The following is a 21788-nucleotide window of genomic DNA, read 5'->3' as shown; positions in this document are numbered from 1 at the left end:
CTGAAGTAACAAATGCCCTGCTTCCAGGAAAAGCCTCTAAGCATCAGGTAACATCAAATCGTACCCCAAACCGACACAGGTGGTCAGGTAGAGAATACCAAGGCGCTTGAGAGAACTCGGGTGAAGGAACTAGGCAAAATGGTGCCGTAACTTCGGGAGAAGGCACGCTGGTGTGTAGGTGAAGTCCCTGCGGATGGAGCTGAGACCAGTCGAAGATACCAGCTGGCTGCAACTGTTTATTAAAAACACAGCACTGTGCAAACACGAAAGTGGACGTATACGGTGTGACGCCTGCCCGGTGCCGGAAGGTTAATTGATGGGGTTATCCGTAAGGAGAAGCTCTTGATCGAAGCCCCGGTAAACGGCGGCCGTAACTATAACGGTCCTAAGGTAGCGAAATTCCTTGTCGGGTAAGTTCCGACCTGCACGAATGGCGTAATGATGGCCAGGCTGTCTCCACCCGAGACTCAGTGAAATTGAACTCGCTGTGAAGATGCAGTGTACCCGCGGCAAGACGGAAAGACCCCGTGAACCTTTACTATAGCTTGACACTGAACATTGAGCCTTGATGTGTAGGATAGGTGGGAGGCTTTGAAGCGTGGACGCCAGTCTGCGTGGAGCCAACCTTGAAATACCACCCTTTAATGTTTGATGTTCTAACGTGGGCCCCTAATCGGGGTTGCGGACAGTGTCTGGTGGGTAGTTTGACTGGGGCGGTCTCCTCCCAAAGCGTAACGGAGGAGCACGAAGGTTAGCTAATCCTGGTCGGACATCAGGAGGTTAGTGCAATGGCATAAGCTAGCTTGACTGCGAGCGTGACGGCGCGAGCAGGTGCGAAAGCAGGTCATAGTGATCCGGTGGTTCTGAATGGAAGGGCCATCGCTCAACGGATAAAAGGTACTCCGGGGATAACAGGCTGATACCGCCCAAGAGTTCATATCGACGGCGGTGTTTGGCACCTCGATGTCGGCTCATCACATCCTGGGGCTGAAGTAGGTCCCAAGGGTATGGCTGTTCGCCATTTAAAGTGGTACGCGAGCTGGGTTTAGAACGTCGTGAGACAGTTCGGTCCCTATCTGCCGTGGGCGCTGGAGAATTGAGGGGGGCTGCTCCTAGTACGAGAGGACCGGAGTGGACGCATCACTGGTGTTCGGGTTGTCATGCCAATGGCACTGCCCGGTAGCTAAATGCGGAAGAGATAAGTGCTGAAAGCATCTAAGCACGAAACTTGCCCCGAGATGAGTTCTCCCTGAGACTATAAGTCTCCTGAAGGAACGTTGAAGACGACGACGTTGATAGGCCGGGTGTGTAAGCGCAGCGATGCGTTGAGCTAACCGGTACTAATGAACCGTGAGGCTTAACCTTACAACGCCGAAGATGTTTTGGCGGATTGAGAGAAGATTTTCAGCACTGATTCAGAGTTGAGTACGCAATAATTTGCGCAGCAGCAAGGCGGCAAGCGAAGGAAAGGAAGGAGCATACTGAAGTATGTGACTGACTTTGCGAGCGCAGGCAACGCAGCTGATGCGATAAAGAATTGCGTACTGAGCACAAAGAATTTGCCTGGCGGCACTAGCGCGGTGGTCCCACCTGACCCCATGCCGAACTCAGAAGTGAAACGCCGTAGCGCCGATGGTAGTGTGGGGTCTCCCCATGTGAGAGTAGGGAACTGCCAGGCATCAAATTGCAGTAAGCCGGGGTGACAACCGGTGGTAATAAAGCGAAAAAATTCGGTGGAGCGGTAGTTCAGTCGGTTAGAATACCTGCCTGTCACGCAGGGGGTCGCGGGTTCGAGTCCCGTCCGTTCCGCCACTTAATAAGAGCCCTGAGCATCTGCTCAGGGCTTTTTTGTTTGATCTGTTTCCTATTATTGCTAAATCAGCAAAAATCCTCTGCATTAATCGCTCTTTTTCCCCACCACACCATCAGCCATAATTTCATTCGTTAACCGAAATGAACAAATAACGAGGAAAAACATGGCAATCCCTGCATTTGGTCTTGGCACCTTCCGTCTGAAAGATGATGTTGTTATCGCATCCGTAAAAACCGCGCTGGAGCTGGGCTATCGTACTATCGACACCGCGCAAATCTACGACAACGAAGCCGCGGTGGGTCAGGCTCTCGCTGAAAGCGGCGTGCCGCGTGATGAGCTGTTCATCACAACCAAAATCTGGATCGAAAACCTGAGCAAAGACAAGCTGATCGCCAGCCTGCAAGAGAGCCTGCAGAAGCTACGCACTGACTATGTTGATCTGACGCTGATCCACTGGCCGTCACCGAATGATGCGGTGGCTGTTGAAGAGTTTATGGCTGCTCTGATGGAAGCGAAGGCGCTCGGCCTGACCCGTCAGATCGGTATCTCCAACTTCACTATTCCACTGATGGAGCGCGCGATTGCCGCCGTTGGCGCTGAAAACATTGCTACCAATCAGATTGAGCTTTCGCCGTATCTGCAAAACCGTAAAGTCGTCGATTGGGCGCATGAGCACGGTATCCATATCACCTCCTACATGACCCTGGCCTACGGTAAGGCGCTGAAAGATGAGGTGATTGCCCGTATCGCGGCGAAACATAATGCGACTCCGGCGCAGGTTATCCTGGCATGGGCGATGGGCGAGGGGTACGCGGTGATCCCGTCCTCGACGAAGCGTGAGAACCTGGCCAGCAACCTGAGCGCGCTGGATCTGAAGCTGGATGATGAAGATCGCCAGGCGATCGCCGCGCTGGATTGCAACGATCGGCTGGTGAGCCCGGAAGGTCTGGCGCCGCAGTGGGATTAATCTCCTGCTTCCGGTATGCCCATCAGAGGGTACTACGACAGCTCCTTCGGGAGCTGTTTTACGTGTTCGCTCAGAAAATCAATAAACGCCCTGATACGTGTGCTGACGGCTCTATCGCTGTAGTACACCGCGCTGAAGGGCATCTCCACCGGCAAACGTTTGTCGGCCAGTAGTTCAACAAACTCCCCACTGGCTATCTCTTTATCCACCATATAATCCGACAGGCAGGCAATACCGTTCCCGGTCAGACACAGTTGCTTGAGCGTTTCCCCACTGTTCGATGATACCGCCGCCTCAATCTCTAACAACTGACCATCGCAACAGGATACCGGCCAGGTGTTCAGAGAGACGGGTTCAGTAAAGCCCAGACATTGATGTTGTTTCAGATCTGACGGATGCTGCGGCACGCCGTAGCGCGAAACATACTCTGGCGAGGCGACGATCTTCCGATAGCTGGTGAACAGCGGTCGGGCGCGCAGGCTGGAATCGGTTAAGGTTCCGGCCCGAATAGCCACATCCACTTTTCGTTCAATCAGATTAATAAATGTTTCTGACGACACGAGCGACAGCGTCATTTCCGGGTAACGCTCGCGAAATGGCTTCACCAGCGGCATGAGAAAATGCAGCATCACCGGCGTCGCGGCATCCACCCGCAGCAGGCCTCGCGGCGTCGTGCGCGTTTCCAGCAGGTCGTTTTCTGCCGCCGCCATCTCCTGCAATACCACCTGCATCCGGCGAAAATAGCGCTCGCCTTCCTCTGTCAGACTGAGCTGACGGGTGGTCCGATTGAGCAGGCTAACACCAAGCTTGGACTCGAGCTTTTTGACTGCCCGGCTGACGGCAGAGTTGGCCTGACCCAGCTGTTCGGCCGCCCGGCTGAAACTCCCGCTTTCCACTACCGCCACAAAGATGGCGATCTCCTCGGATGTGGCTCTCATTATTGCACCTGTAGCAAAATTCTATTGATACTTTGATAGTTTTTGTTATTTATACAACCCTTCATACTACGTGTCATCTTAATCCTGATGCTACGGAGTAAATTATGCCACTGGCGCTATTTGCCTTAACCATCGGTGCCTTCGCAATTGGCACCACTGAATTCGTGATTGTCGGCCTGGTCCCGACGATTGCCCAACAACTCTCTATTTCGCTGCCGTCGGCAGGCCTGCTGGTTTCTATCTACGCGCTGGGCGTGGCGATCGGCGCCCCGGTGCTGACGGCGTTAACGGGGCGTATGCCGCGTAAACAGCTGCTGCTGGCGTTGATGGTCCTGTTTACGGCGGGTAATGTGCTGGCCTGGCAGGCCCCGGGCTATGAAACGCTGATCCTGGCGCGCCTGCTGACCGGTCTGGCACACGGCGTGTTCTTCTCTATTGGCTCGACAATCGCCACCAGCCTGGTGGCAAAAGAGAAAGCAGCCTCGGCTATCGCCATTATGTTCGGCGGCCTGACGGTCGCGCTGGTGACCGGGGTGCCATTCGGGACTTTCATCGGTCAGCATTTTGGCTGGCGGGAAACCTTCCTCGCGGTATCGATTCTGGGGGTGATTGCGCTTATCAGCAGTCTGATTCTGGTGCCGAATAATATCCCGGGCCGCGCCAGCGCCAGCCTGCGCGATCAGCTGAAAGTCTTAACCCATCCGCGCCTGCTGATGATCTATGCCATTACCGCGCTGGGCTATGGCGGCGTGTTTACCGCCTTTACCTTCCTTGCGCCGATGATGCAGGAGCTGGCCGGCTTCAGCCCGTCAGCCGTGAGCTGGATCCTGCTGGGCTATGGCGTCTCGGTGGCTATTGGCAACGTATGGGGCGGCAAACTGGCCGATAGGCATGGCGCCGTCTCCGCGCTGAAGTTTATCTTCGCCGCGCTGGTTGTGCTGCTGCTGGTGTTCCAGCTGACCGCCAGCATTCACTATGCCGCGCTGGCAACGGTGCTGGTGATGGGCGTTTTCGCCTTCGGCAACGTGCCGGGCCTGCAGGTGTACGTGGTGCAAAAAGCAGAGCAGTACACCCCCGGGGCTGTCGACATCGCATCCGGCCTGAATATTGCCGCCTTCAACGTCGGCATCGCGCTGGGGTCGATCGTCGGTGGACAGACGGTCGAGCGGTACGGTCTGGCGCAGACGCCGTGGATTGGCGCGGTGATTGTGCTGGTCGCTTTGCTGTTGGTGGTCCTGAGCGGACGTTTAGATAAATTGCCACGCCGTTCGGCAGCGCTTTCTCCCGAAGGCTAAGGGTTTCTCGCAATTTGCATTGAAAGTGTATGGGAAAATCCCTATAACAGAATAACCAGTCGTCGTCGGGCTGGTTTCTGTTATCGAGGATTAATGCCCAAATTGCGAAAGAACACCTACGCCATGCGCTATGTCGCCGGACAACCTGCGGAGAGAATATTGCCTCCGGGGGCGTTTGCGGGCGTGAGTCCGGTTTATCCCGCCGGCACGCCGTTAAGCAGCGATGAGAAAATCCGCGTGCTGGTGTGGAATATCTTCAAACAGCAGCGCGCAGAGTGGCAGTCGGTCCTTAAGAATTTTGGCAAAGACGCGCACTTAGTCCTGTTGCAGGAGGCGCAGACGACGCCGGAGCTGGTCAGGTTCGCGACCACCAACTATCTGGCCGCCGATCAGGTGCCTGCGCTGGTGCTGCCGCAGCATCCTTCCGGCGTGATGACGCTGGCTTCCGCCCATCCTATCTATTGCTGCCCATTGCGCGAACGTGAACCTATTTTGCGTCTGCCTAAATCAGCATTAGTGACTGTTTATCCGCTGCCCGATGCGCGGCTGTTAATGGTGGTCAATATCCATGCCGTTAACTTCAGCCTTGGCGTCGACGTCTACAGCAAACAGCTGCTGCCGATTGGCGATCAGATCGCCCATCACAGCGGGCCGGTGATCATGGCTGGCGACTTCAATGCCTGGAGCCGCCCGCGGATGAACGCCCTGTACCGCTTTGCACGCGAGATGTCGCTGCGTGAAGTTCGTTTCCCGGACGATCAGCGCCGCCGCGCGTTTGGTCGCCCGCTCGATTTTGTGTTCTACCGTGGGTTAAGCGTGCACGATGCTTCCGTGCTGGTAACCCGCGCCTCCGACCACAACCCGCTACTAGTCGAATTCAGTCCCGGCAAGCCTGATTAATTTAAGGTTGGTCAGGCCTGCCATGGGGCAGGCCTGCGCATGCATGGTGCTGCCTTTTATTACTCAAAAAACCGTAAGGACAAGACAACATGACAACACGCTCTCACCATGACAACGTCGAAAAGCAGTTCGGCTCCCAGGCCAGCGCCTATCTGACCAGCGCCGTGCACGCCTCTGGTCGCGATCTGCAGCGGCTGGCGGAACGACTGGCTGATTTTCCTCAGGCTAAAGTGCTGGATATGGGCTGCGGGGCAGGGCACGCCAGCTTTACCGCGGCGGGACAGGTTGCCGAGGTGACCGCCTATGATTTATCGAGCCAGATGCTGGAGGTCGTTGCCGCCGCGGCAAAGGAGAAAGGTTTTAGCAATATCGTGACCCAGCAGGGGTATGCCGAAACGCTGCCGTTCGCTGATGCCAGCTTTGATATCGTTATCAGCCGCTATTCTGCTCATCACTGGCATGACGTTGGCCAGGCGCTGCGCGAGGTGAAACGTGTCCTCAAGCCGGGTGGGGTGATGATCGTGATGGACGTGATGTCGCCGGGCCATGTGGTGCGTGATGTCTGGCTGCAGACGGTGGAAGCCTTGCGCGATACCTCGCACGTGCGTAATTATTCCAGCGGCGAGTGGCTGACGCTGGCGACGGAGGCGGGGCTGGTGATTAATCAGCTGTTGACCGATCGCCTGCCGCTGGAGTTCAGTTCGTGGGTGGCGCGGATGCGTACCCCTGAGCCGCTGGTGGAGGCGATTCGTTTATACCAGCAGAGCGCCTCGGCGGAGGTGAAAGCCTACTTTGAGTTACAGCAGGATGGTTCCTTTACCAGCGATACCATCATGTTTGAAGCGCATAAAGCGGTTTAATACGGACAACAAAAAAGGCACCGGGGGAAGTCGGTGCCTTTTTATCGAACCCTGACGTATCAGGACTCTGGTCGATCGCTGTTTTTCACAAACAGCGTTAGCTGATCGCCAGGCCGCAGATTGTCGGTATCGCTGTTCCAGCGCATGACGTCGCGAATATTAACGCCATGACGTTTGGCGATGCTCGACAGCGAATCACCTTTGCGAACGCGATAGGTGATGCTATCGCTGTTATTCGCCAGACGCTGCGCGCTGCTGCCGGCGCCGATAACCAGGTTCTGTCCAACCTTCAATCCAGAGCCGCGCAGGTTATTCCACTGCTGCAGATCGCGGGTCGTGACGCCGAGACGGGAAGCAATCCCGGAAATGGTATCGCCGGAACGCACCTTATAGCTTCGGCTGGTCAGCGGCGTATTATCCGCGAGCTGCGTCGGCTGTACGGCGGCAATGTCGCCAGAGGCCAGCGATTCACGCAGCTGGGCTGCGTGTTTCTGCGGCACCATGACGTACTTTGGCCCGCTAGCGCCCAGCGTTGACCCCTTTACGCCGGCGTTGAAGGTCTTCAGCTTGCTGACCGGCATACCGGCCATATCCGCGAGCTGAGAAATATCAACCGGACTGTCGAGGCGAACGCGCGCCAGCGCACGGCTTTCATCAGCCGTAGGCAACTTCACGCCGTAACGTTTGCTGTTTTTGAGGATGTCGCTCAATGCCAGCATTTTCGGTACGTAGACTTTCGTTTCATGCGGCAGAGATAGCGACCAGAAATCGGTGGGTTTGCCACGCGAACGGTTCGCTTTCACTGCCTTCATGACCCGACCTTCGCCGCTGTTATATGCCGCAACCGTTAACAACCAGTCGCCGTCGAACATTTTGTTCAGACGTTGCATCATGTCCAGCGCCGCGGTAGTCGATGCGACAACGTCACGACGCGCATCGTAACTGCGGGTCTGTTTTAAACCATAATTGCGCCCTGTGCTCGGAATGATCTGCCAGATGCCTGCGGCATTGGCGCCAGACGTCGCGTGTGGGTCAAAAGCGCTCTCCACTATGGGTAGTAATACCAGTTCCATTGGCATGTTACGTTTCTTAACCTGCCCGGCTATCCAGTACATATACGGCTCTGCCCGTAAAGTTACATCGTGGAGATAGCTCTTATTTCTTAAGTACTTCTGTTTTTGCTCGCGAATCCGGGGGTTATCCGGTATTCCCATCTTTAGCTCGTCGCCTATGGAAGTCCACAGATCCTGGTCTTGCGCGTAGAAGGTTCCATCATCTAACCAGCGCGCTTGACTTGTGAACTTGCCTGCTTCCCCTTGACCAGCCGCAGAAAGGCTCTGTGCTCGCTGTTCGACGGTGCCATCGTGCTTAGACGCCTGGCACCCCACCAGCAGGACAGAGGCGAATAATATCGCTCGTGCCTTCATGTGTGTGTCAATAGTTGCTTAAAAGACGACCAAGGATAACGGCGAAGTTAGCCGATGACAAGAATTAAATATCAGAATTCGTCTTTCTTTGACCTTAACCACGCAAATCGCGCCACAGAGTGTTGCAATTTTGTTTCTTTGTTAATTTTGTCAATTAAATCAACATCATTTACCCGTAAAAATAAATTTATACGCCGCTCGTTTTTCAGAATTACGGGTAGTGTCTTTTGTTTTTTTGCACGTAACTCATTAACTTTATGATAGTAATCGTTTATGTCCCTATCATCAGGCAGGATACTCAACGCAAACTTCATATTCGCTAACGTATATTCATGTGCGCAACATATAAGGGTTTCTTCAGGAAGGGCGTTAATCTTCATAAATGATTGATACATCTGCTCTGCAGTGCCTTCGAACAGCCTTCCGCAGCCGCCGGAGAACATCGTGTCGCCGCAAAACAGATAAGGTTCGCTGTAGTAACAGATATGTCCTAATGTGTGACCTGGCGTGGAGAAAATGGAAAAATCGACCCCGAGAATTGACAGCCGATCGCCATCGTTTACTACCTGAGTAATCCCCTTATCCTGGGTTTCTGCCGGCCCGTAAACCACCAGAGAGGGGAATTTTTCACGTAATTGTTTTACGCCGCCGACGTGATCCTGATGGTGATGGGTCAGTAAAATGGCCTCGGGCTGCCACTGGTTTTCCTCGATTGCCGCCAGAACCGGCGCGGCCTCGCCCGGGTCAACGATGATGCAGCGGCCGTGATTCTCAGTGAGAACCCAGATGTAGTTGTCCTGAAACGCGGGAATACTGATAAGATTCATAAATTACCTCTAAAGCGTAGCGGAAGGTGGCAATGAAGCCGGCAAGGATACCTCATACAGTGACAGCGCCTGAGCATTGGTCCAGTATGCCGTGGGGCGAATACTATCGCGAAACGCTGGAGCAGCAGATGAAGCCGTGGCTGGCTAAATTATATGGCTTTCATCTGCTTAAGATTGGCAATCTGAGCGCGGAAATCAATACCGAAGCTTGCGCCATCTCGCACCAGGTGAATGTCTCGCTGGCGGGAAACCCAATGCAGGTCCGGGCCGACCCGCTGCATTTGCCCTTTGCCGAAAAGTCCGTCGACGCCTGCCTGCTGGCGCATACCCTGCCGTGGTGCAGCGATCCGCATCGCCTGCTACGGGAGGCCGATCGCGTCCTGATCGATGATGGCTGGATGATCCTGACCGGGTTTAATCCGGTGAGCCTGATGGGATTGCGTAAACTGGTGCCGGTGCTGCGCAAAGGCACGCCGTACAACAGCCGTATGTTTACGTTGATGCGCCAGCTGGACTGGCTGTCGCTGCTCAACTTTGAAGTGCTGCATTATGGGCGTTATCAGGTTTTACCCTGGTCGCCGCAGGGCGGCAAACTGCTGAGCACCCATCTGCCAGCGCTGGGCTGTTTGCAATTGATTGTCGCCCGCAAACGGACTATTCCGCTCACCCTTAATCCGATGAAGTCAGGGAAAGCGAAAACCCAGCTGCGGCCGGCAGTCGGCGCCACCCGGCAGTGGCGCAAGGGGCAGAATTAGCTCTCCGGCTGGTAGCCGATGTCGTCCTGAGTGGGATGGGAGGCCGCTGCGCGGGCCAGCTCGTCGCAGCGTTCGTTTTCTGGATGGCCGGCGTGGCCCTTCACCCACTCCCATTTGATCTTATGCTGGCCAAGCGCGGCGTCCAGCCTCTGCCAGAGGTCGACATTCTTTACCGGTTTTTTCTCTGCTGTTTTCCAGCCGCGCTTTTTCCAGTTGTGGATCCACTGGGTGATCCCCTGGCGGACATACTGGCTGTCGGTGCTGAGCACCACCTCGCAATGCTCTTTTAACGCTTCGAGGGCGACGATCGCCGCCATCAGTTCCATGCGGTTATTGGTGGTCAGACGGTAGCCGGCGCTAAAGGTTTTTTCGTGCTGGCGGTAGCGCATAATGGCGCCGTAACCGCCGGGTCCTGGATTTCCCAGGCAAGAGCCGTCGGTGAAAATTTCTACCTGTTTGAGCATCTCTGGTAGACTTCCTGTAATTGAAATCGATTTGTAAACGATAAGTCTGACATAAATGACCGCGATGAGCACTGCAATTACGCGCCAGATTGTTCTCGATACCGAAACCACCGGTATGAACCAGATCGGGGCGCACTACGAAGGACATAAGATCATTGAGATCGGCGCCGTGGAGGTGATTAACCGCCGCCTGACCGGTAACAATTTCCACGTCTATCTCAAGCCCGATCGGCTGGTGGATCCGGAGGCGTTCGGCGTGCACGGGATCGCCGACGAATTCCTGCTGGATAAACCCACCTTTGCCGACGTGGCCGATGAATTTATGGATTACATCCGCGGCGCGGAGCTGGTGATCCATAACGCCTCGTTCGATATCGGTTTTATGGATTATGAGTTCGGTAAGCTGAACCGCGGGATCGGGAAAACCGAGACCTTCTGTAAAATCACCGACAGTCTGGCGCTGGCGCGGAAAATGTTTCCCGGCAAGCGCAACAGTCTGGATGCGCTATGTTCGCGCTACGAAATAGACAACAGCAAGCGTACGCTGCACGGGGCACTGCTCGATGCCCAGATCCTTGCCGATGTCTATTTGATGATGACCGGCGGCCAGACGTCGATGGCGTTCTCTATGGAAGGCGAAAGCCAGCAGCAGGCAGGCGAGATGGGGATTCAGCGCGTCGTTCGCGCCGCCAGTCAGTTACGGGTGGTTTATGCTTCTGATGAGGAGCTGGTGAACCATGAATCCCGCCTCGATCTGGTGCAAAAGAAAGGCGGAAGCTGCCTGTGGCGTGCCTGATAACCACTAAAATGGATTAAAAGTAGGCGGTTGGGCGATTTTTGCAGCAAACGATTCAAAACGGTAGAAAAAGCGTTGACGGGGTAGAGGGGAATCCGTAATATTCGCCTCGTTCCCAACGGAACAACAACGCGGAGCGGTAGTTCAGTCGGTTAGAATACCTGCCTGTCACGCAGGGGGTCGCGGGTTCGAGTCCCGTCCGTTCCGCCACTATTCAGAAAGCCTGAATCAGCAATGATTCAGGCATTCGTCGTTTTCGTCGCCGAATTTCAGCGCGCCTCTTGTTCCTCCTGCATACACTGCATGAATACCCGCATCGCCGGACTGATTGCTTTCCCGGCGTGATGGGCGCAGAGCGCATGGATCGTCAGCGGCGTCTCGCTGAACGGCAGCTCGACCAGCGTCCCGCGTTTGAGTTCCTCCTCTACCGCAAAGCGCGGCAGAAAACTCACCCCCAGATTGCCCGCCACGCACTGCTTGATGCTTTCAATACTCCACAGTTCGATGGTGTTCTCCATGGTAATGCCGCGCTGGCGCAGGGTACTTTCAAAAATCTGCCGGAACACGCACTGGGGTTCGTTGATGATAAAGCTCAATGGGATATGCTGCCGCGGGCGCAGGAAGTCGACCGGCGCCTGATCGACTGACGCGACCAGCGCCAGCGGCTGCGGGCCAAGTTCCATCATGGTGAGCGCATCATCGTTGCCAACCCGGTAAAACACCCCCAGGTCGACTTCGTCAGCGAGCAGCGCATCACGGATGCTGTAGCAATTGAGCGACTGCAGTGACAGGCGGACCTTCGGGGCGCGTTGCTTAAAACGCTGCAGCACCGGCGGCATTTTGTACGCCAGCAGGGTTTCACCAGTGGCGACGCGAAGTTCGCCGCCGGGTTCATCGTCCTGGCGCGCCGCCTGGCGAATCGACGCCATCACTTTGGTCAGATCGTAGACGTGCGGCAGGACATTTTTACCCGCGGCGGTGAGACACATTCGTCGGCCAATTTTCTCAAACAGCGGGATGGCAAGCTCCTGCTCAAGCTGCTGGATATGAAAGGTTACGGTGGACTGGGTGCAGCACAGTTTCTGCGAGGCGCGCAGAAAGGATCCTTCTTCGACAACCGTTTTGAAGGTGATAAAGCGTCGCAGATCCATATTTCCTCTTTATATCGACATTCTCGAATTCAGAATGAAAAAACATTCATTTTTTTAAATTATCAGCTTCGGGTACTGTCTGCCAGTCAAGAGGAGAAAACACGTGACACCTACCCTGATTAGCGCCTTTTTAACTTACACCCTGATCACCGCTCTGACGCCCGGGCCGAATAATATTCTGGCGCTGAGCAGCGTCACCGCGCACGGCTTTCGACGGAGCATGCGGGTTCTGGCCGGCATGAGCCTGGGGTTTGTGATCATCATGCTGATTTGTGCCGGGCTGACGTTCACTCTCGTTACCCTGGATGAGGGGATAACCTCCCTGCTACGCTGGGTCGGCGCGGGGTATATCCTGTGGCTGGCCTGGCATATTGCCCGCAGCGACCCGGCCAGCGGTGGGCAGGAGGAGCGGCCTGTCAGCTTCTGGGCCAGCCTGGGGCTGCAGTTTGTGAATGTAAAAATTATCCTGTACGGCATCACGGCCCTGTCGACCTTTGTTCTGCCGGTGACTCGCGAGCCATTCTGGCTGGTGATGATAAGCCTGTTGCTATCAGTAATAGGCGTTGCCGGCAATCTTTGCTGGGCGCTGGCCGGTCAGCTGTTTCAGCCGGTGTTCGAACGCCATGGAAGAGGGTTAAATCTGCTGCTGGCGCTGCTGTTGGTCTGGTGCGCGGTAGGAATGTTTATGGAATGAATTAAGGGAGCGTAACGCTCCCCTGCGGTTATTTATCCTGCGGCAGGGCGGGTTGCCCTTCATTTACCCATGTCATGAAGATCCGGTAACCGATGGCCAGCAGGGTGGCGCCGAGGAACATACCGAGAATGCCGTTAGAGGCCATTCCGCCAAGGGCGCCCAGCAGCACCACCGGCATTGGCGCATCGACTCCGCGCCCCAGCAGCAGTGGTTTGAGGACGTTATCGGCCATACCGGCGACGATCAGCAGGACAGTATAGAAGATATCCATTCCGGTACTGTGGGTGCCGAGACTCCACATCAGCGCGATGGCCGGGGCCGTCACCAGGATCACCGGCACCTGTGCAATGCCGAGGATCAGGGCAAGTATAAAGAAGATCCCGACGGCGGGGATGCTGGCCATCAGCATGATCACCCCGACCAGCAGCGCCTGGATCAGTGCCACCCCGATGACGCCCTGGGCGACCGCGCGGATGGTGCTGGTGCACAGGCGGGTGAGGGGCACGCCTTTATTCTCATCGGTAATACGGATAGCAATACGCTGCGCGCTGATGGCGCCCGCCGCGCCCCAGGCCATCATAATACCCGAGACGATAAACGAAATAATAAAGCCAATCAGCCCGCCGCCCATGCTGGCTAATATGCTGAGCAACTGTTTGGCAATATCGCCAATTTGCGAACGGTAATTGCTGAGCAATCCTGGCAGATCCACGGACGCCCGCATCCACAGAGCGCTAAGCCGTTCGCCAACGATCGGTAAAGAGGCAATTCGCGAAGAGGGTGGGGGAATGGTAAAGCTCTGGCTGCCCATCCGGTCGATCATCGCGCTGGCGCTTTCCGCCAGCGAGGTGATCATCAGCACCGTGGGGATAATAATCAGTAAAATACCTAACAGCACCAGCACCACCGACGCCAGCCCCTGTTTACCGGCGAAAAGCCCGGCAAAATATTGATGTAAAGGATAGAGCGCCACGGCCAGAATCAACGCCCAGAGCATCATATTGACGAAGGGAGAAAAGACGGTAAAACAGAATGAGGCCAGCGCCAGAATAAGACTGAACCGAATAAACATATCGAGAAAGCGGGTGACCAGCCGTTTTTCTATTAACTGAAGATTATTATTATCCATTTTCCATTACGCTCATAAAATATGCATACGCCAACGCTCAGCCGGGTTCAACAAAACAAGCTGGCAACAGAAAAGTCATGCGTTTACAACGCAGAAGTGAATTGAAAATGATCTCCGCCCGTTTGGTTGTGGGCCTGTTAATGAGTGTAGAACAGAAATGAAGGGCGCCTTGTAAATATTCTGCTGGGTGCGGCAAGAGGAAATTCCGCTTTCTTTTCCCGCAGAAGCGGGAAGAAAGCGGAGGGGGATTAATCCAGAGTAAAAGGATCGGCATCGCGCCAGGCGGGGAATTTTTCACGATATTCCTGGAGGGCGCTCAGCGACAGTTCGGCGTCAAGACGAGTGGCCTGATGCGGATCGGCGGTGGCGACAATCTCCCCCTGGGGACTGATAATCCGGCTATCACCGCGGTAATGATGACCGTTGCCGTCGGTGCCGACCCGGTTACAGCCGGCGACGTAGGCCTGGTTCTCAATCGCGCGGGCGACCAGCAGCGACTGCCAGTGCAGCGAGCGCGGCGCCGGCCAGTTCGCCACATACAGCGCCAAATCATAGTCGTTAAGGTTACGCGACCATACCGGAAAGCGCAGGTCGTAACAGACCAGCGGCAGGATCCGCCATCCGCGCCATTCAAAGACCACGCGCTTGTCTCCGGCCTCATAGTGATGGTGTTCATCCGCCATACGAAACAGGTGACGTTTATCATAATGATGGACCGTGCCGTCAGGTTCGACCAGCAGGAAGCGGTTAACGGCCCCGCGCTCAGTTTGCAGCGCCGCGCTGCCGGCGATCAGCGCCTGGGTTTGCGCCGCCCGGGCATGCATCCACGCTACCACCTCGGCCTCGGGTAAAGATTGTTTTGCCGCTTCCATCGCAAAGCCGGTGGTAAACATCTCAGGTAAAACAATGATATCGCGCCCGACAATCCCTTCCAGTTGGCGATCAAAATGGCGCAGGTTAGCAGGGCCGTCCATCCAGACCAGCGGTTGTTGCAACAGCGTAATTTTCAGGCCAGGCACAATGGTCAACTCCATTCTCATGAGGGGGTTAGGTTAACTGTAACACCTTATCAGCCTCGCGGCGGTCCGCGGAATATTTTGTTAAAAAAATGCTACTAACAGGAACGGCGGGGGAAGGAGAGACGAAAAAAAGGCGGGGAAAATTCCCCGCCCGGCGTGTGATGTGGTTGTTGTTTTATTATGCGGCTTCAACGTTGCGAACTTTTTCCGGCAGCTTTACCGGCTGGGTTGCCAGCTCCTCTGGCGCAAAGTCGTCAACGTTAATGCTGCGCAAGCGACTGTGCTCTGCTCGGGTCAAAATGGCGGCTTCATCCTGACTGATTAAGCCTTTCGCCAGGGTATGGGCGGCCAGTTCGTCGAGACGGGTGAACGGCAGATTTTTACCCAACTCTTTGCAGATACGCTGGTGGATAGGATCGGCCGCCATCACTTCCAGCAGCGCCTCTTCCAGCAGGCCGACCGGGTTATGCTCGCTCGGCGTCAGGTACTGACCGCGACCGATGCGGGAGCGGGTGGCGCTGGGCACCTGCAGAATTTTAGCGACTTTATGGTCCAGCTTATCCGACGGCGCATGGTGATGACGACCGGTCGGGAAGATGACCAGGCGCATTGCGCCAGCCACCAGACGATTGGGGAAGTTTTTCAGCAGATCGTCGATGGCCTGCTCGGCCTGATGCAGCGCATCCTGCACCCCCCAGTGAACCAGCGGCAGATCGGCTTCATTGCGTCCTTCATCGTCATAGCGTTTCAGCACCGCCGAGGCCAGGTACAGCTGGCTTAACACATCCCCCAGACGCGCGGAGATACGTTCGCGACGCTTGAGACTGCCCCCCAGCACCGCCATCGAGACGTCTGACAGCAGCGCCAGGTTAGCGCTCAGACGGTTCATTTGCTGATAGTAGCGGCGGGTGACGTCGCGGGTCGGCGCGCTGCTGGTGCGTCCGCCGGTCAGGCCCAACCAGAAACTCCGTACTTTGTTACTGCCGACATGGCCGATATGTTTGAACAGCAGCTTGTCATAGGCGTTCAGGTCGTTGTTCTGTGCGGCAGCCATCTCCTCCAGCACGTACGGATGGCAGCGAATCGCACCCTGACCGAAGATCATCATGCTACGGGTCAGAATATTCGCACCTTCCACGGTGATGGCGATAGGCGCGCCCTGATATGCCCGGGCGAGGAAGTTGCCTTCGCCCAGCATAATGCCTTTCCCGCCGGTAATATCCATTGCGTCGATAATGGCGCGCTGGCCGCGGTGGGTGCAGTGATATTTCACGATCGCGGAGAGCACCGCCGGTTTCTCGCCGAGCATAATGCCGTAGGTAATCAGCGAGGCCGCAGCATCCATCACATAAGCATTACCGGCAATGCGCGCCAGCGCCTCTTCAATGCCTTCCATTTTACCGATCGAGATTTTGAACTGGCGGCGAATATGGGCGTAAGCCCCGGTCGCCATAGCCACCGATTTCAGGCCGCCGGTGGAGTTGGACGGCAGCGTAATACCGCGGCCCACCGACAGACATTCAACCAGCATGCGCCAGCCCTGACCGGCCATCCCCGGCCCGCCGATGATGTAATCGATCGGCACGAAGATATCTTTGCCGCGGGTTGGACCGTTCTGGAACGGGACGTTAAGCGGGAAGTGGCGACGGCCAATTTCCACGCCCGGGGTGGAGGTCGGGATCAGCGCGCAGGTGATGCCCAGCTCTTCTTCCCCGCCCAGCAGACGATCCGGGTCAGAAAGTTTAAAGGCCAGTCCCAGCACGGTGGCGATAGGCGCCAGCGTAATGTAGCGTTTGTTCCATGTCAGGCGCATACCCAGCACCTGCTGGCCCTGCCAGTCGCCCATGCAGACCACGCCGGTATCCGGGATGGCGCCGGCGTCGGAGCCCGCTTCCGGGCTGGTGAGTGCGAAGCAGGGGATCTCCAGCCCGCGCGCCAGACGCGGCAGGTAATGGTTTTTCTGCTCTTCAGTACCGTAATGCTGCAGCAGCTCGCCCGGGCCCAGTGAGTTCGGGACGCCGACGGTGATCGCCAGAATGCCGGAGACGCCAGAGAGCTTCTGCAGCACCCGCGACTGGGCATAAGCGGAGAATTCAAGCCCGCCATACTCTTTCTTGATGATCATCGCGAAGAAGCGGTGTTCTTTCAGATACGCCCACAGCTCCGGCGGCAGATCGGCCATTTCGTGGGTGATGGCGAAGTCGTTAGCCATCCGGCAGGCTTCTTCCACCGGGCCGTCGAGGAAGGCTTGCTCTTCGGCGGTCAGACGCGGCTGCGGATAGTTATGCAGCTTATGCCAGTCAGGATTACCGCGAAACAGATCCCCCTCCCACCAGGTGGTCCCGGCGTCGATGGCTTCCTTTTCGGTACGCGACATCGGCGGCATGACTTTGCGGAAGGCGCGAAACGCCGGTGCGGAAATCATGGATTTACGCATAGGCGCAAAGTTAAACGGCAACAGAATGATCGCCAGCGGCAGCAGCAGCCAGATATTCCACAGACCGGCCGCGCCGAGCGCTGCGGTCCAGGCGAGCAAGATCACGCTGCTGAGCAGCAGGCTGACCCGGTGATAGAAGAGCGCACCGAGTAAAACAACGGTTGCAACAATACTCAAAATCATCATAGAGAAATGCTCCCTGTGCTTGTAGGAGGTCTGACCACTTGTGATGTATTGGTTGTAGTGCATGCCTTTTTATTTAGCAATGTGTTTACAAAATAATTACAACCTTGCTCACATTGTTGTATGCAAAAGCGGCACATAAAATCAAAAGGGCGGGGGATAACGCAGCCTGCTGCTTCTCGCTTCGGCGGCTATCCGGTACACTGCCAGGGTTATTCCACTCATACTGAAGGATTATCCTCATGTACCAGGATCTTATTCGTAACGAACTGAACGAAGCCGCGGAAACGCTGGCTAACTTTCTGCAGGACGAAGCCAATATCCATGCTATCCAGCGTGCCGCTGTCCTGCTGGCGGATAGCTTTAAGGCGGGTGGTAAAGTGCTGTCCTGCGGCAACGGCGGTTCCCATTGCGATGCGATGCATTTTGCGGAAGAACTGACCGGACGTTATCGCGAAAACCGCCCGGGATATCCGGCCATTGCGATCTCCGACGTCAGCCATCTCTCCTGCGTGAGCAATGATTTTGGCTATGAGTATGTCTTCTCCCGCTACGTTGAATCCGTTGGCCGCGCGGGCGATGTGCTGCTCGGCATCTCCACCTCCGGCAACTCCGGCAACGTAATCAAGGCCATTGAGGCCGCGCGGGCCCAGGGGATGAAAGTGATCACCCTGACCGGTAAGGACGGCGGTAAAATGGCCGGTAGCGCCGATGTAGAAATTCGCGTGCCGCACTTTGGCTACGCCGACCGCATTCAGGAGATCCACATCAAAGTGATCCATATCCTGATTATGCTGATCGAAAAAGAGATGGCGAAAGGCTAACAGGCAGGTGAGTGTGTACTGTTGACGGCGGCCTCGCTTCGGCGCCGTCGTGATTTGTGATGGTGAGGTGATCTATGTGCGAACTGCTCGGGATGAGCGCCAATGTGCCAACAGATATCTGTTTTAGCTTTACCGGGCTGGTACAGCGCGGAGGCGGGACGGGGCCGCATAAAGACGGCTGGGGCATCACCTTCTATGAAGGCAAAGGCTGTCGCACATTCAAAGATCCGCAGCCGAGCTTTCAGTCGCCGATCGCGAAACTGGTCCAGGATTACCCCATTAAGTCCTGTTCCGTCGTCGCGCATATCCGCCAGGCCAATCGCGGGATGGTGGCCCTGGAGAATACGCATCCGTTCACCCGCGAACTGTGGGGGCGTAACTGGACCTACGCGCACAACGGGCAGCTCAAAGGCTATAAGTCGCTGAAAACCGGCAATTTCCACCCGGTCGGTGAAACCGACAGTGAAAAGGCCTTCTGCTGGCTGCTGCACCGCTTAACCGAGCGCTACCCGCGTACGCCGGGCAATATGCCGGGAGTATTTAAGTATATCGCCACCCTGGCGGGGGAACTGCGTGAGAAAGGGGTGTTCAACATGCTGCTGTCGGACGGACGCTATGTGATGGCGTTCTGCTCGACCAACCTGCACTGGATCACCCGGCGGGCGCCGTTCGGCGTGGCAAAACTGCTGGACCAGGATGTGGAGATCGACTTTCAACGCGAGACCACACCCAACGATGTGGTCACGGTTATCGCCACGCAGCCGCTGACGGCCAATGAGACCTGGCATAAGATCATGCCAGGCGAGTGGGCGTTATTTTGTCTCGGGGAGCGTATAGTTTGAGGCCAGCTGCGGCTGGACAACCTCGTGGCTGAGCGGCTTGCTCACCACATAGCGGCCGTCGGTCACTGATACGACCGGCGGTTTGTGGGTTTGCTGGAAATAATCATAGCCAGGCTTCAGCTGTTTCCAGAAATCCGCATAGTAGGAGTATTTGTGGCGTTCCATATTGGCGTTGGTCATGCGGAACGGATAGATACTCACCTGCACGCTTGGCTGACCGAAGACTAAGGCGCCGGTCACGAACTGGAAGATCTCATCGATCCCGCTGTCGGTCATGGCGTAGCAGCCGACAGAGACGCAGTCGCCGTGGATCATCAGGTATTTCCCTTCATAACCATGGGCGCGATCGTAGGCGTTCGGGAAGCCGATATTGATCGCTTTATAGAAGCGGCTGTCGGGTTTGAGCTGGCTGCGGGTGACGTTATAGAACCCTTCCGGGCTCTTGAAATCGCCCTGGCGCTGTTTCGGGCCCAGGCCACCGGAGTAGTTGCAGATCCGATAGCTGTCGAGGAGCTGGTAGGTCTCACCCATTTTGACGTAAAGGTCGAGCATGCGCTCTTCTTTAAAGATCTCAATGTAAACCGGTGAACCCATTAATTGCTGCTTATATTCTTTGCTAACCGGCGTCGTCGGGCTGTTGCTGCTGAGCAGCCCGGCAAATGACATGCACGGCAGCAGAAGCATCGCAATAAATAATGCGATTTTGCGCATACTGCTTGTTCCTTGATAAAACAAAATAGCCACATTGCCAGGACGGCAAGAGAGACCCGAAATCAGAGTTTTCTGGATTTAGAGCGCTCACATTAGCATCACGGCATTTTTTCGCAAGGGCGACGTGGCGGCGTTTACAATTCCGCCTCACTTTATACCCTGCCAGCGACGAAAACACAGTGAGAACTTTGCGCAATAGCTCGCATTTTAGAAGCACTTATTGCCTCTCGCGCTACAGCCGACGCTCACGAAATGTTACACTTGCGCCGGTTCATCACCAGAGTAAGAAAGGATGCTTCTCTTCCGTCCTGAGCGCATCTGGCGCCGTTTCGCCCTTTCTTCTCTGCCATCCTGTCAATAAGCTGGCCCCGGCCTGCGTCGGGGTTGAGGTTACGGATACCTGCTAACGATATGATTAAAATCACAAAAGGGCTGGATTTGCCCATAGCTGGCATGCCATTACAGCAGATTTCTCCCGCGCCAGCGGTGAAGCGCGTCGCGCTACTCGGCGAAGAGTACGTCGGCATGCGTCCCGCCATGGCGGTCAAAGAAGGCGATCGGGTCAAAAAAGGTCAGATCCTGTTCGAAGATAAAAAGAACCCCGGCGTCTGCTTTACCGCCCCGGCGAGCGGGGTCGTCAGCGCGATCCACCGCGGTGAAAGGCGCGTGTTGCAGTCGGTGGTGATTGATATCGAGGGCAATGACGCGGTGGCGTTTACGCGTTACGCCGCGGACGCGCTGGCTGAACTGCCGCGCGACACCGTGCAGCAGCAGCTGCTGGCGTCGGGCCAGTGGACCGCGCTGCGCACACGGCCATTCAGTAAAACGCCGCTCCCGGGCAGCGTGCCGGCCGCCATCTTTGTCAACGCCATGGATACCAATCCGCTGGCGGCGGAGCCGCAGCCGATTATTCTGGCCGAACGGGCCGCTTTCGACGCTGGCCTTACCGTGCTTACGCGTCTGACCGACGGGAAAGTCCACGTCTGCCAGCCCAGCGGCGGCAAGCTCGGCGGTCATCCTGTCGGCCAGGTCAGTTTTAACCAGTTTAGCGGGCCGCACCCGGCGGGGCTGCCGGGAACGCATATTCATTTCCTCGAGCCGGTGAGCCTGAATAAGCAGGTCTGGCACCTCAATTATCAGGACGCGATCGCCATTGGTAAGCTTTTTCTCGACGGGGAGCTCTACTGCGAACGGGTGATCGCGCTCGGCGGCCCGCAGGTGATATCGCCGCGACTGGTCAAGACGACGCTGGGCGCCAGCCTGGACGATCTGCTGGCAGGCGAGTTGCAGGAGGGGGAGAACCGGGTCATTTCCGGCTCGGTGCTCAGCGGCACCCGCGCCCATGGCCCTCACGCCTTCCTCGGGCGCTTCCATCTGCAGGTGAGCGTGGTTAAAGAAGGGCGGGAAAAAGAGCTCTTCGGCTGGGTGATGCCGGGCAAAGAGAAGTTCTCGATAACCCGCACCACGCTGGGCCATTTCTTCAGGCGCAAGCGCTTTCATTTCTCTACCGATACCCACGGCGGCGAGCGGGCGATGGTGCCGATCGGCAACTACGAGCGGGTGATGCCGCTGGATATCCTGCCGACCATACTGCTGCGCGATCTGCTGGCCGGGGATACCGACAGCGCTCAGGCGCTGGGCTGTCTGGAGCTGGATGAAGAAGATCTGGCGCTGTGCACCTACGTCTGCCCCGGTAAGTATGAATATGGCCCTGCGCTGCGCAGCGTATTAACCCGGATTGAGCAGGAAGGATAAG

Annotated in this window: 19 protein-coding genes, 2 tRNA genes and 2 rRNA genes; 14 read left to right on the top strand and 9 right to left on the bottom strand. The window is 56.3% G+C overall.

The window, feature by feature from the left end; all coding sequences use genetic code 11:
• The 4 genes from ABLU95_RS18605 to dkgB all read left to right on the top strand — a co-directional run.
• Positions 1–1365, top strand: a 23S ribosomal RNA gene (locus tag ABLU95_RS18605); the annotation flags it as partial.
• Between the two features lie 197 nt (positions 1366–1562).
• Positions 1563–1678 (top strand): 5S ribosomal RNA (gene rrf / locus ABLU95_RS18600).
• Positions 1679–1735: 57 nt separating this feature from the next.
• Positions 1736–1812 (top strand) — tRNA-Asp (locus ABLU95_RS18595).
• Positions 1813–1976: 164 nt separating this feature from the next.
• Positions 1977–2780 carry a 2,5-didehydrogluconate reductase DkgB gene (gene dkgB, locus ABLU95_RS18590; RefSeq protein ID WP_087849221.1) on the top strand — a complete coding sequence of 268 codons (804 nt, stop codon included), beginning with the start codon at positions 1977–1979 and terminating at the stop codon, positions 2778–2780.
• Between the two features lie 32 nt (positions 2781–2812).
• On the opposite strand, the gene yafC is transcribed toward dkgB, so the two are convergent.
• On the bottom strand, positions 2813–3718 hold the full coding sequence (gene yafC / locus ABLU95_RS18585) for a DNA-binding transcriptional regulator YafC (protein WP_023288494.1): 906 nt from the start codon (positions 3716–3718) through the stop codon (positions 2813–2815).
• Between the two features lie 104 nt (positions 3719–3822).
• Between yafC and ABLU95_RS18580 the strand changes: the two genes are divergently transcribed.
• The 3 genes from ABLU95_RS18580 to ABLU95_RS18570 all read left to right on the top strand — a co-directional run bounded on the left by ABLU95_RS18580 (position 3823) and on the right by ABLU95_RS18570 (position 6773).
• The gene (locus ABLU95_RS18580; protein ID WP_048334092.1) at positions 3823–5013 is read left to right on the top strand and encodes an MFS transporter; all 1191 of its coding nucleotides are present in this window, start codon (positions 3823–3825) and stop codon (positions 5011–5013) included.
• A gap of 102 nt (positions 5014–5115) precedes the next feature.
• On the top strand, positions 5116–5913 hold the full coding sequence (locus ABLU95_RS18575) for an endonuclease/exonuclease/phosphatase family protein (RefSeq protein WP_072096514.1): 798 nt from the start codon (positions 5116–5118) through the stop codon (positions 5911–5913).
• An 89-nt stretch (positions 5914–6002) separates the two neighbouring features.
• On the top strand, positions 6003–6773 hold the full coding sequence (locus ABLU95_RS18570; protein WP_023288497.1) for a class I SAM-dependent methyltransferase: 771 nt from the start codon (positions 6003–6005) through the stop codon (positions 6771–6773).
• 59 nt (positions 6774–6832) lie between these two features.
• Here the strand turns inward: ABLU95_RS18570 and mltD are convergent, their stop codons facing one another.
• A complete protein-coding gene (gene mltD / locus ABLU95_RS18565) occupies positions 6833–8200 on the bottom strand; it encodes a murein transglycosylase D (protein ID WP_032453033.1) in 1368 nt (455 codons plus the stop codon).
• Positions 8201–8271: 71 nt separating this feature from the next.
• Positions 8272–9027, bottom strand: coding sequence for a hydroxyacylglutathione hydrolase (gloB, locus tag ABLU95_RS18560; RefSeq protein ID WP_101978117.1), 756 nt, complete (start codon positions 9025–9027; stop codon positions 8272–8274).
• A 32-nt stretch (positions 9028–9059) separates the two neighbouring features.
• Between gloB and ABLU95_RS18555 the strand changes: the two genes are divergently transcribed.
• Positions 9060–9782 carry a class I SAM-dependent methyltransferase gene (locus ABLU95_RS18555; protein WP_348880162.1) on the top strand — a complete coding sequence of 241 codons (723 nt, stop codon included), beginning with the start codon at positions 9060–9062 and terminating at the stop codon, positions 9780–9782.
• Here ABLU95_RS18555 and rnhA read toward each other — a convergent pair.
• Positions 9779–10246: a ribonuclease HI gene (gene rnhA / locus ABLU95_RS18550; RefSeq protein ID WP_004204620.1), complete on the bottom strand. Its 468-nt coding sequence runs from the start codon at positions 10244–10246 to the stop codon at positions 9779–9781. The genes ABLU95_RS18555 and rnhA overlap by 4 nt on opposite strands.
• A gap of 64 nt (positions 10247–10310) precedes the next feature.
• Between rnhA and dnaQ the strand changes: the two genes are divergently transcribed.
• Together dnaQ and ABLU95_RS18540 are read left to right on the top strand one after the other, a co-directional pair.
• Positions 10311–11042: a DNA polymerase III subunit epsilon gene (gene dnaQ / locus ABLU95_RS18545; RefSeq protein ID WP_004204621.1), complete on the top strand. Its 732-nt coding sequence runs from the start codon at positions 10311–10313 to the stop codon at positions 11040–11042.
• A 133-nt stretch (positions 11043–11175) separates the two neighbouring features.
• Positions 11176–11252, top strand: a tRNA-Asp gene (locus ABLU95_RS18540).
• Between the two features lie 59 nt (positions 11253–11311).
• On the opposite strand, the gene ABLU95_RS18535 is transcribed toward ABLU95_RS18540, so the two are convergent.
• Positions 11312–12193: a LysR family transcriptional regulator gene (locus ABLU95_RS18535; RefSeq protein WP_012968890.1), complete on the bottom strand. Its 882-nt coding sequence runs from the start codon at positions 12191–12193 to the stop codon at positions 11312–11314.
• 103 nt (positions 12194–12296) lie between these two features.
• Here ABLU95_RS18535 and eamB point away from each other — a divergent pair, with 103 nt between their 5' ends.
• On the top strand, positions 12297–12887 hold the full coding sequence (gene eamB / locus ABLU95_RS18530; protein ID WP_087849222.1) for a cysteine/O-acetylserine transporter: 591 nt from the start codon (positions 12297–12299) through the stop codon (positions 12885–12887).
• A gap of 28 nt (positions 12888–12915) precedes the next feature.
• Here eamB and ABLU95_RS18525 read toward each other — a convergent pair whose 3' ends face one another.
• The 3 genes from ABLU95_RS18525 to fadE all read right to left on the bottom strand — a co-directional run bounded on the left by ABLU95_RS18525 (position 12916) and on the right by fadE (position 17658).
• Positions 12916–14016 (bottom strand): AI-2E family transporter, encoded by a 1101-nt coding sequence (locus ABLU95_RS18525; RefSeq protein ID WP_348880160.1) that lies wholly within the window; start codon positions 14014–14016, stop codon positions 12916–12918.
• A 248-nt stretch (positions 14017–14264) separates the two neighbouring features.
• Positions 14265–15035 (bottom strand): amidohydrolase, encoded by a 771-nt coding sequence (locus tag ABLU95_RS18520; protein ID WP_023288501.1) that lies wholly within the window; start codon positions 15033–15035, stop codon positions 14265–14267.
• Positions 15036–15213: 178 nt separating this feature from the next.
• On the bottom strand, positions 15214–17658 hold the full coding sequence (gene fadE / locus ABLU95_RS18515; protein ID WP_243805414.1) for an acyl-CoA dehydrogenase FadE: 2445 nt from the start codon (positions 17656–17658) through the stop codon (positions 15214–15216).
• A gap of 239 nt (positions 17659–17897) precedes the next feature.
• On the opposite strand from fadE, the gene lpcA reads away from it, so the two are divergent.
• Both lpcA and ABLU95_RS18505 read left to right on the top strand, forming a co-directional pair.
• Positions 17898–18479: a D-sedoheptulose 7-phosphate isomerase gene (gene lpcA / locus ABLU95_RS18510; protein WP_004145825.1), complete on the top strand. Its 582-nt coding sequence runs from the start codon at positions 17898–17900 to the stop codon at positions 18477–18479.
• Positions 18480–18553: 74 nt separating this feature from the next.
• Positions 18554–19321 carry a class II glutamine amidotransferase gene (locus tag ABLU95_RS18505; protein ID WP_348874438.1) on the top strand — a complete coding sequence of 256 codons (768 nt, stop codon included), beginning with the start codon at positions 18554–18556 and terminating at the stop codon, positions 19319–19321.
• Here ABLU95_RS18505 and dpaA read toward each other — a convergent pair.
• Positions 19292–20032 carry a peptidoglycan meso-diaminopimelic acid protein amidase gene (gene dpaA / locus ABLU95_RS18500; RefSeq protein ID WP_023288503.1) on the bottom strand — a complete coding sequence of 247 codons (741 nt, stop codon included), beginning with the start codon at positions 20030–20032 and terminating at the stop codon, positions 19292–19294. The genes ABLU95_RS18505 and dpaA overlap by 30 nt on opposite strands.
• 411 nt (positions 20033–20443) lie before the next feature.
• On the opposite strand from dpaA, the gene ABLU95_RS18495 reads away from it, so the two are divergent.
• The gene (locus tag ABLU95_RS18495) at positions 20444–21787 is read left to right on the top strand and encodes a Na(+)-translocating NADH-quinone reductase subunit A (RefSeq protein ID WP_032453036.1); all 1344 of its coding nucleotides are present in this window, start codon (positions 20444–20446) and stop codon (positions 21785–21787) included.
• The last annotated feature ends 1 nt before the right edge of the window (position 21788 follow it).

It is taken from the genome of Klebsiella sp. GG_Kp146, from assembly GCF_040061975.1.
Lineage (GTDB): Bacteria > Pseudomonadota > Gammaproteobacteria > Enterobacterales > Enterobacteriaceae > Klebsiella > Klebsiella quasipneumoniae.
The sequence above is the reverse complement of the archived record's forward strand: the minus strand, read 5'-3'. Positions and strand labels throughout refer to the sequence as shown.

Excerpts from the sequence above, each read along its gene's own strand:
- dkgB (WP_087849221.1), top strand. The coding sequence starts at position 1,977 with ATGGCAATCCCTGCATTTGGTCTTGGCACCTTCCGTCTGAAAGATGAT.
- yafC (WP_023288494.1), bottom strand. The coding sequence starts at position 3,718 with ATGAGAGCCACATCCGAGGAGATCGCCATCTTTGTGGCGGTAGTGGAA.
- ABLU95_RS18580 (WP_048334092.1), top strand. The coding sequence starts at position 3,823 with ATGCCACTGGCGCTATTTGCCTTAACCATCGGTGCCTTCGCAATTGGC.
- ABLU95_RS18570 (WP_023288497.1), top strand. The coding sequence starts at position 6,003 with ATGACAACACGCTCTCACCATGACAACGTCGAAAAGCAGTTCGGCTCC.
- mltD (WP_032453033.1), bottom strand. The coding sequence starts at position 8,200 with ATGAAGGCACGAGCGATATTATTCGCCTCTGTCCTGCTGGTGGGGTGC.
- gloB (WP_101978117.1), bottom strand. The coding sequence starts at position 9,027 with ATGAATCTTATCAGTATTCCCGCGTTTCAGGACAACTACATCTGGGTT.
- ABLU95_RS18555 (WP_348880162.1), top strand. The coding sequence starts at position 9,060 with ATGAAGCCGGCAAGGATACCTCATACAGTGACAGCGCCTGAGCATTGG.
- rnhA (WP_004204620.1), bottom strand. The coding sequence starts at position 10,246 with ATGCTCAAACAGGTAGAAATTTTCACCGACGGCTCTTGCCTGGGAAAT.
- dnaQ (WP_004204621.1), top strand. The coding sequence starts at position 10,311 with ATGAGCACTGCAATTACGCGCCAGATTGTTCTCGATACCGAAACCACC.
- ABLU95_RS18535 (WP_012968890.1), bottom strand. The coding sequence starts at position 12,193 with ATGGATCTGCGACGCTTTATCACCTTCAAAACGGTTGTCGAAGAAGGA.
- ABLU95_RS18525 (WP_348880160.1), bottom strand. The coding sequence starts at position 14,016 with ATGGATAATAATAATCTTCAGTTAATAGAAAAACGGCTGGTCACCCGC.
- fadE (WP_243805414.1), bottom strand. The coding sequence starts at position 17,658 with ATGATGATTTTGAGTATTGTTGCAACCGTTGTTTTACTCGGTGCGCTC.
- lpcA (WP_004145825.1), top strand. The coding sequence starts at position 17,898 with ATGTACCAGGATCTTATTCGTAACGAACTGAACGAAGCCGCGGAAACG.
- ABLU95_RS18505 (WP_348874438.1), top strand. The coding sequence starts at position 18,554 with ATGTGCGAACTGCTCGGGATGAGCGCCAATGTGCCAACAGATATCTGT.
- dpaA (WP_023288503.1), bottom strand. The coding sequence starts at position 20,032 with ATGCGCAAAATCGCATTATTTATTGCGATGCTTCTGCTGCCGTGCATG.
- ABLU95_RS18495 (WP_032453036.1), top strand. The coding sequence starts at position 20,444 with ATGATTAAAATCACAAAAGGGCTGGATTTGCCCATAGCTGGCATGCCA.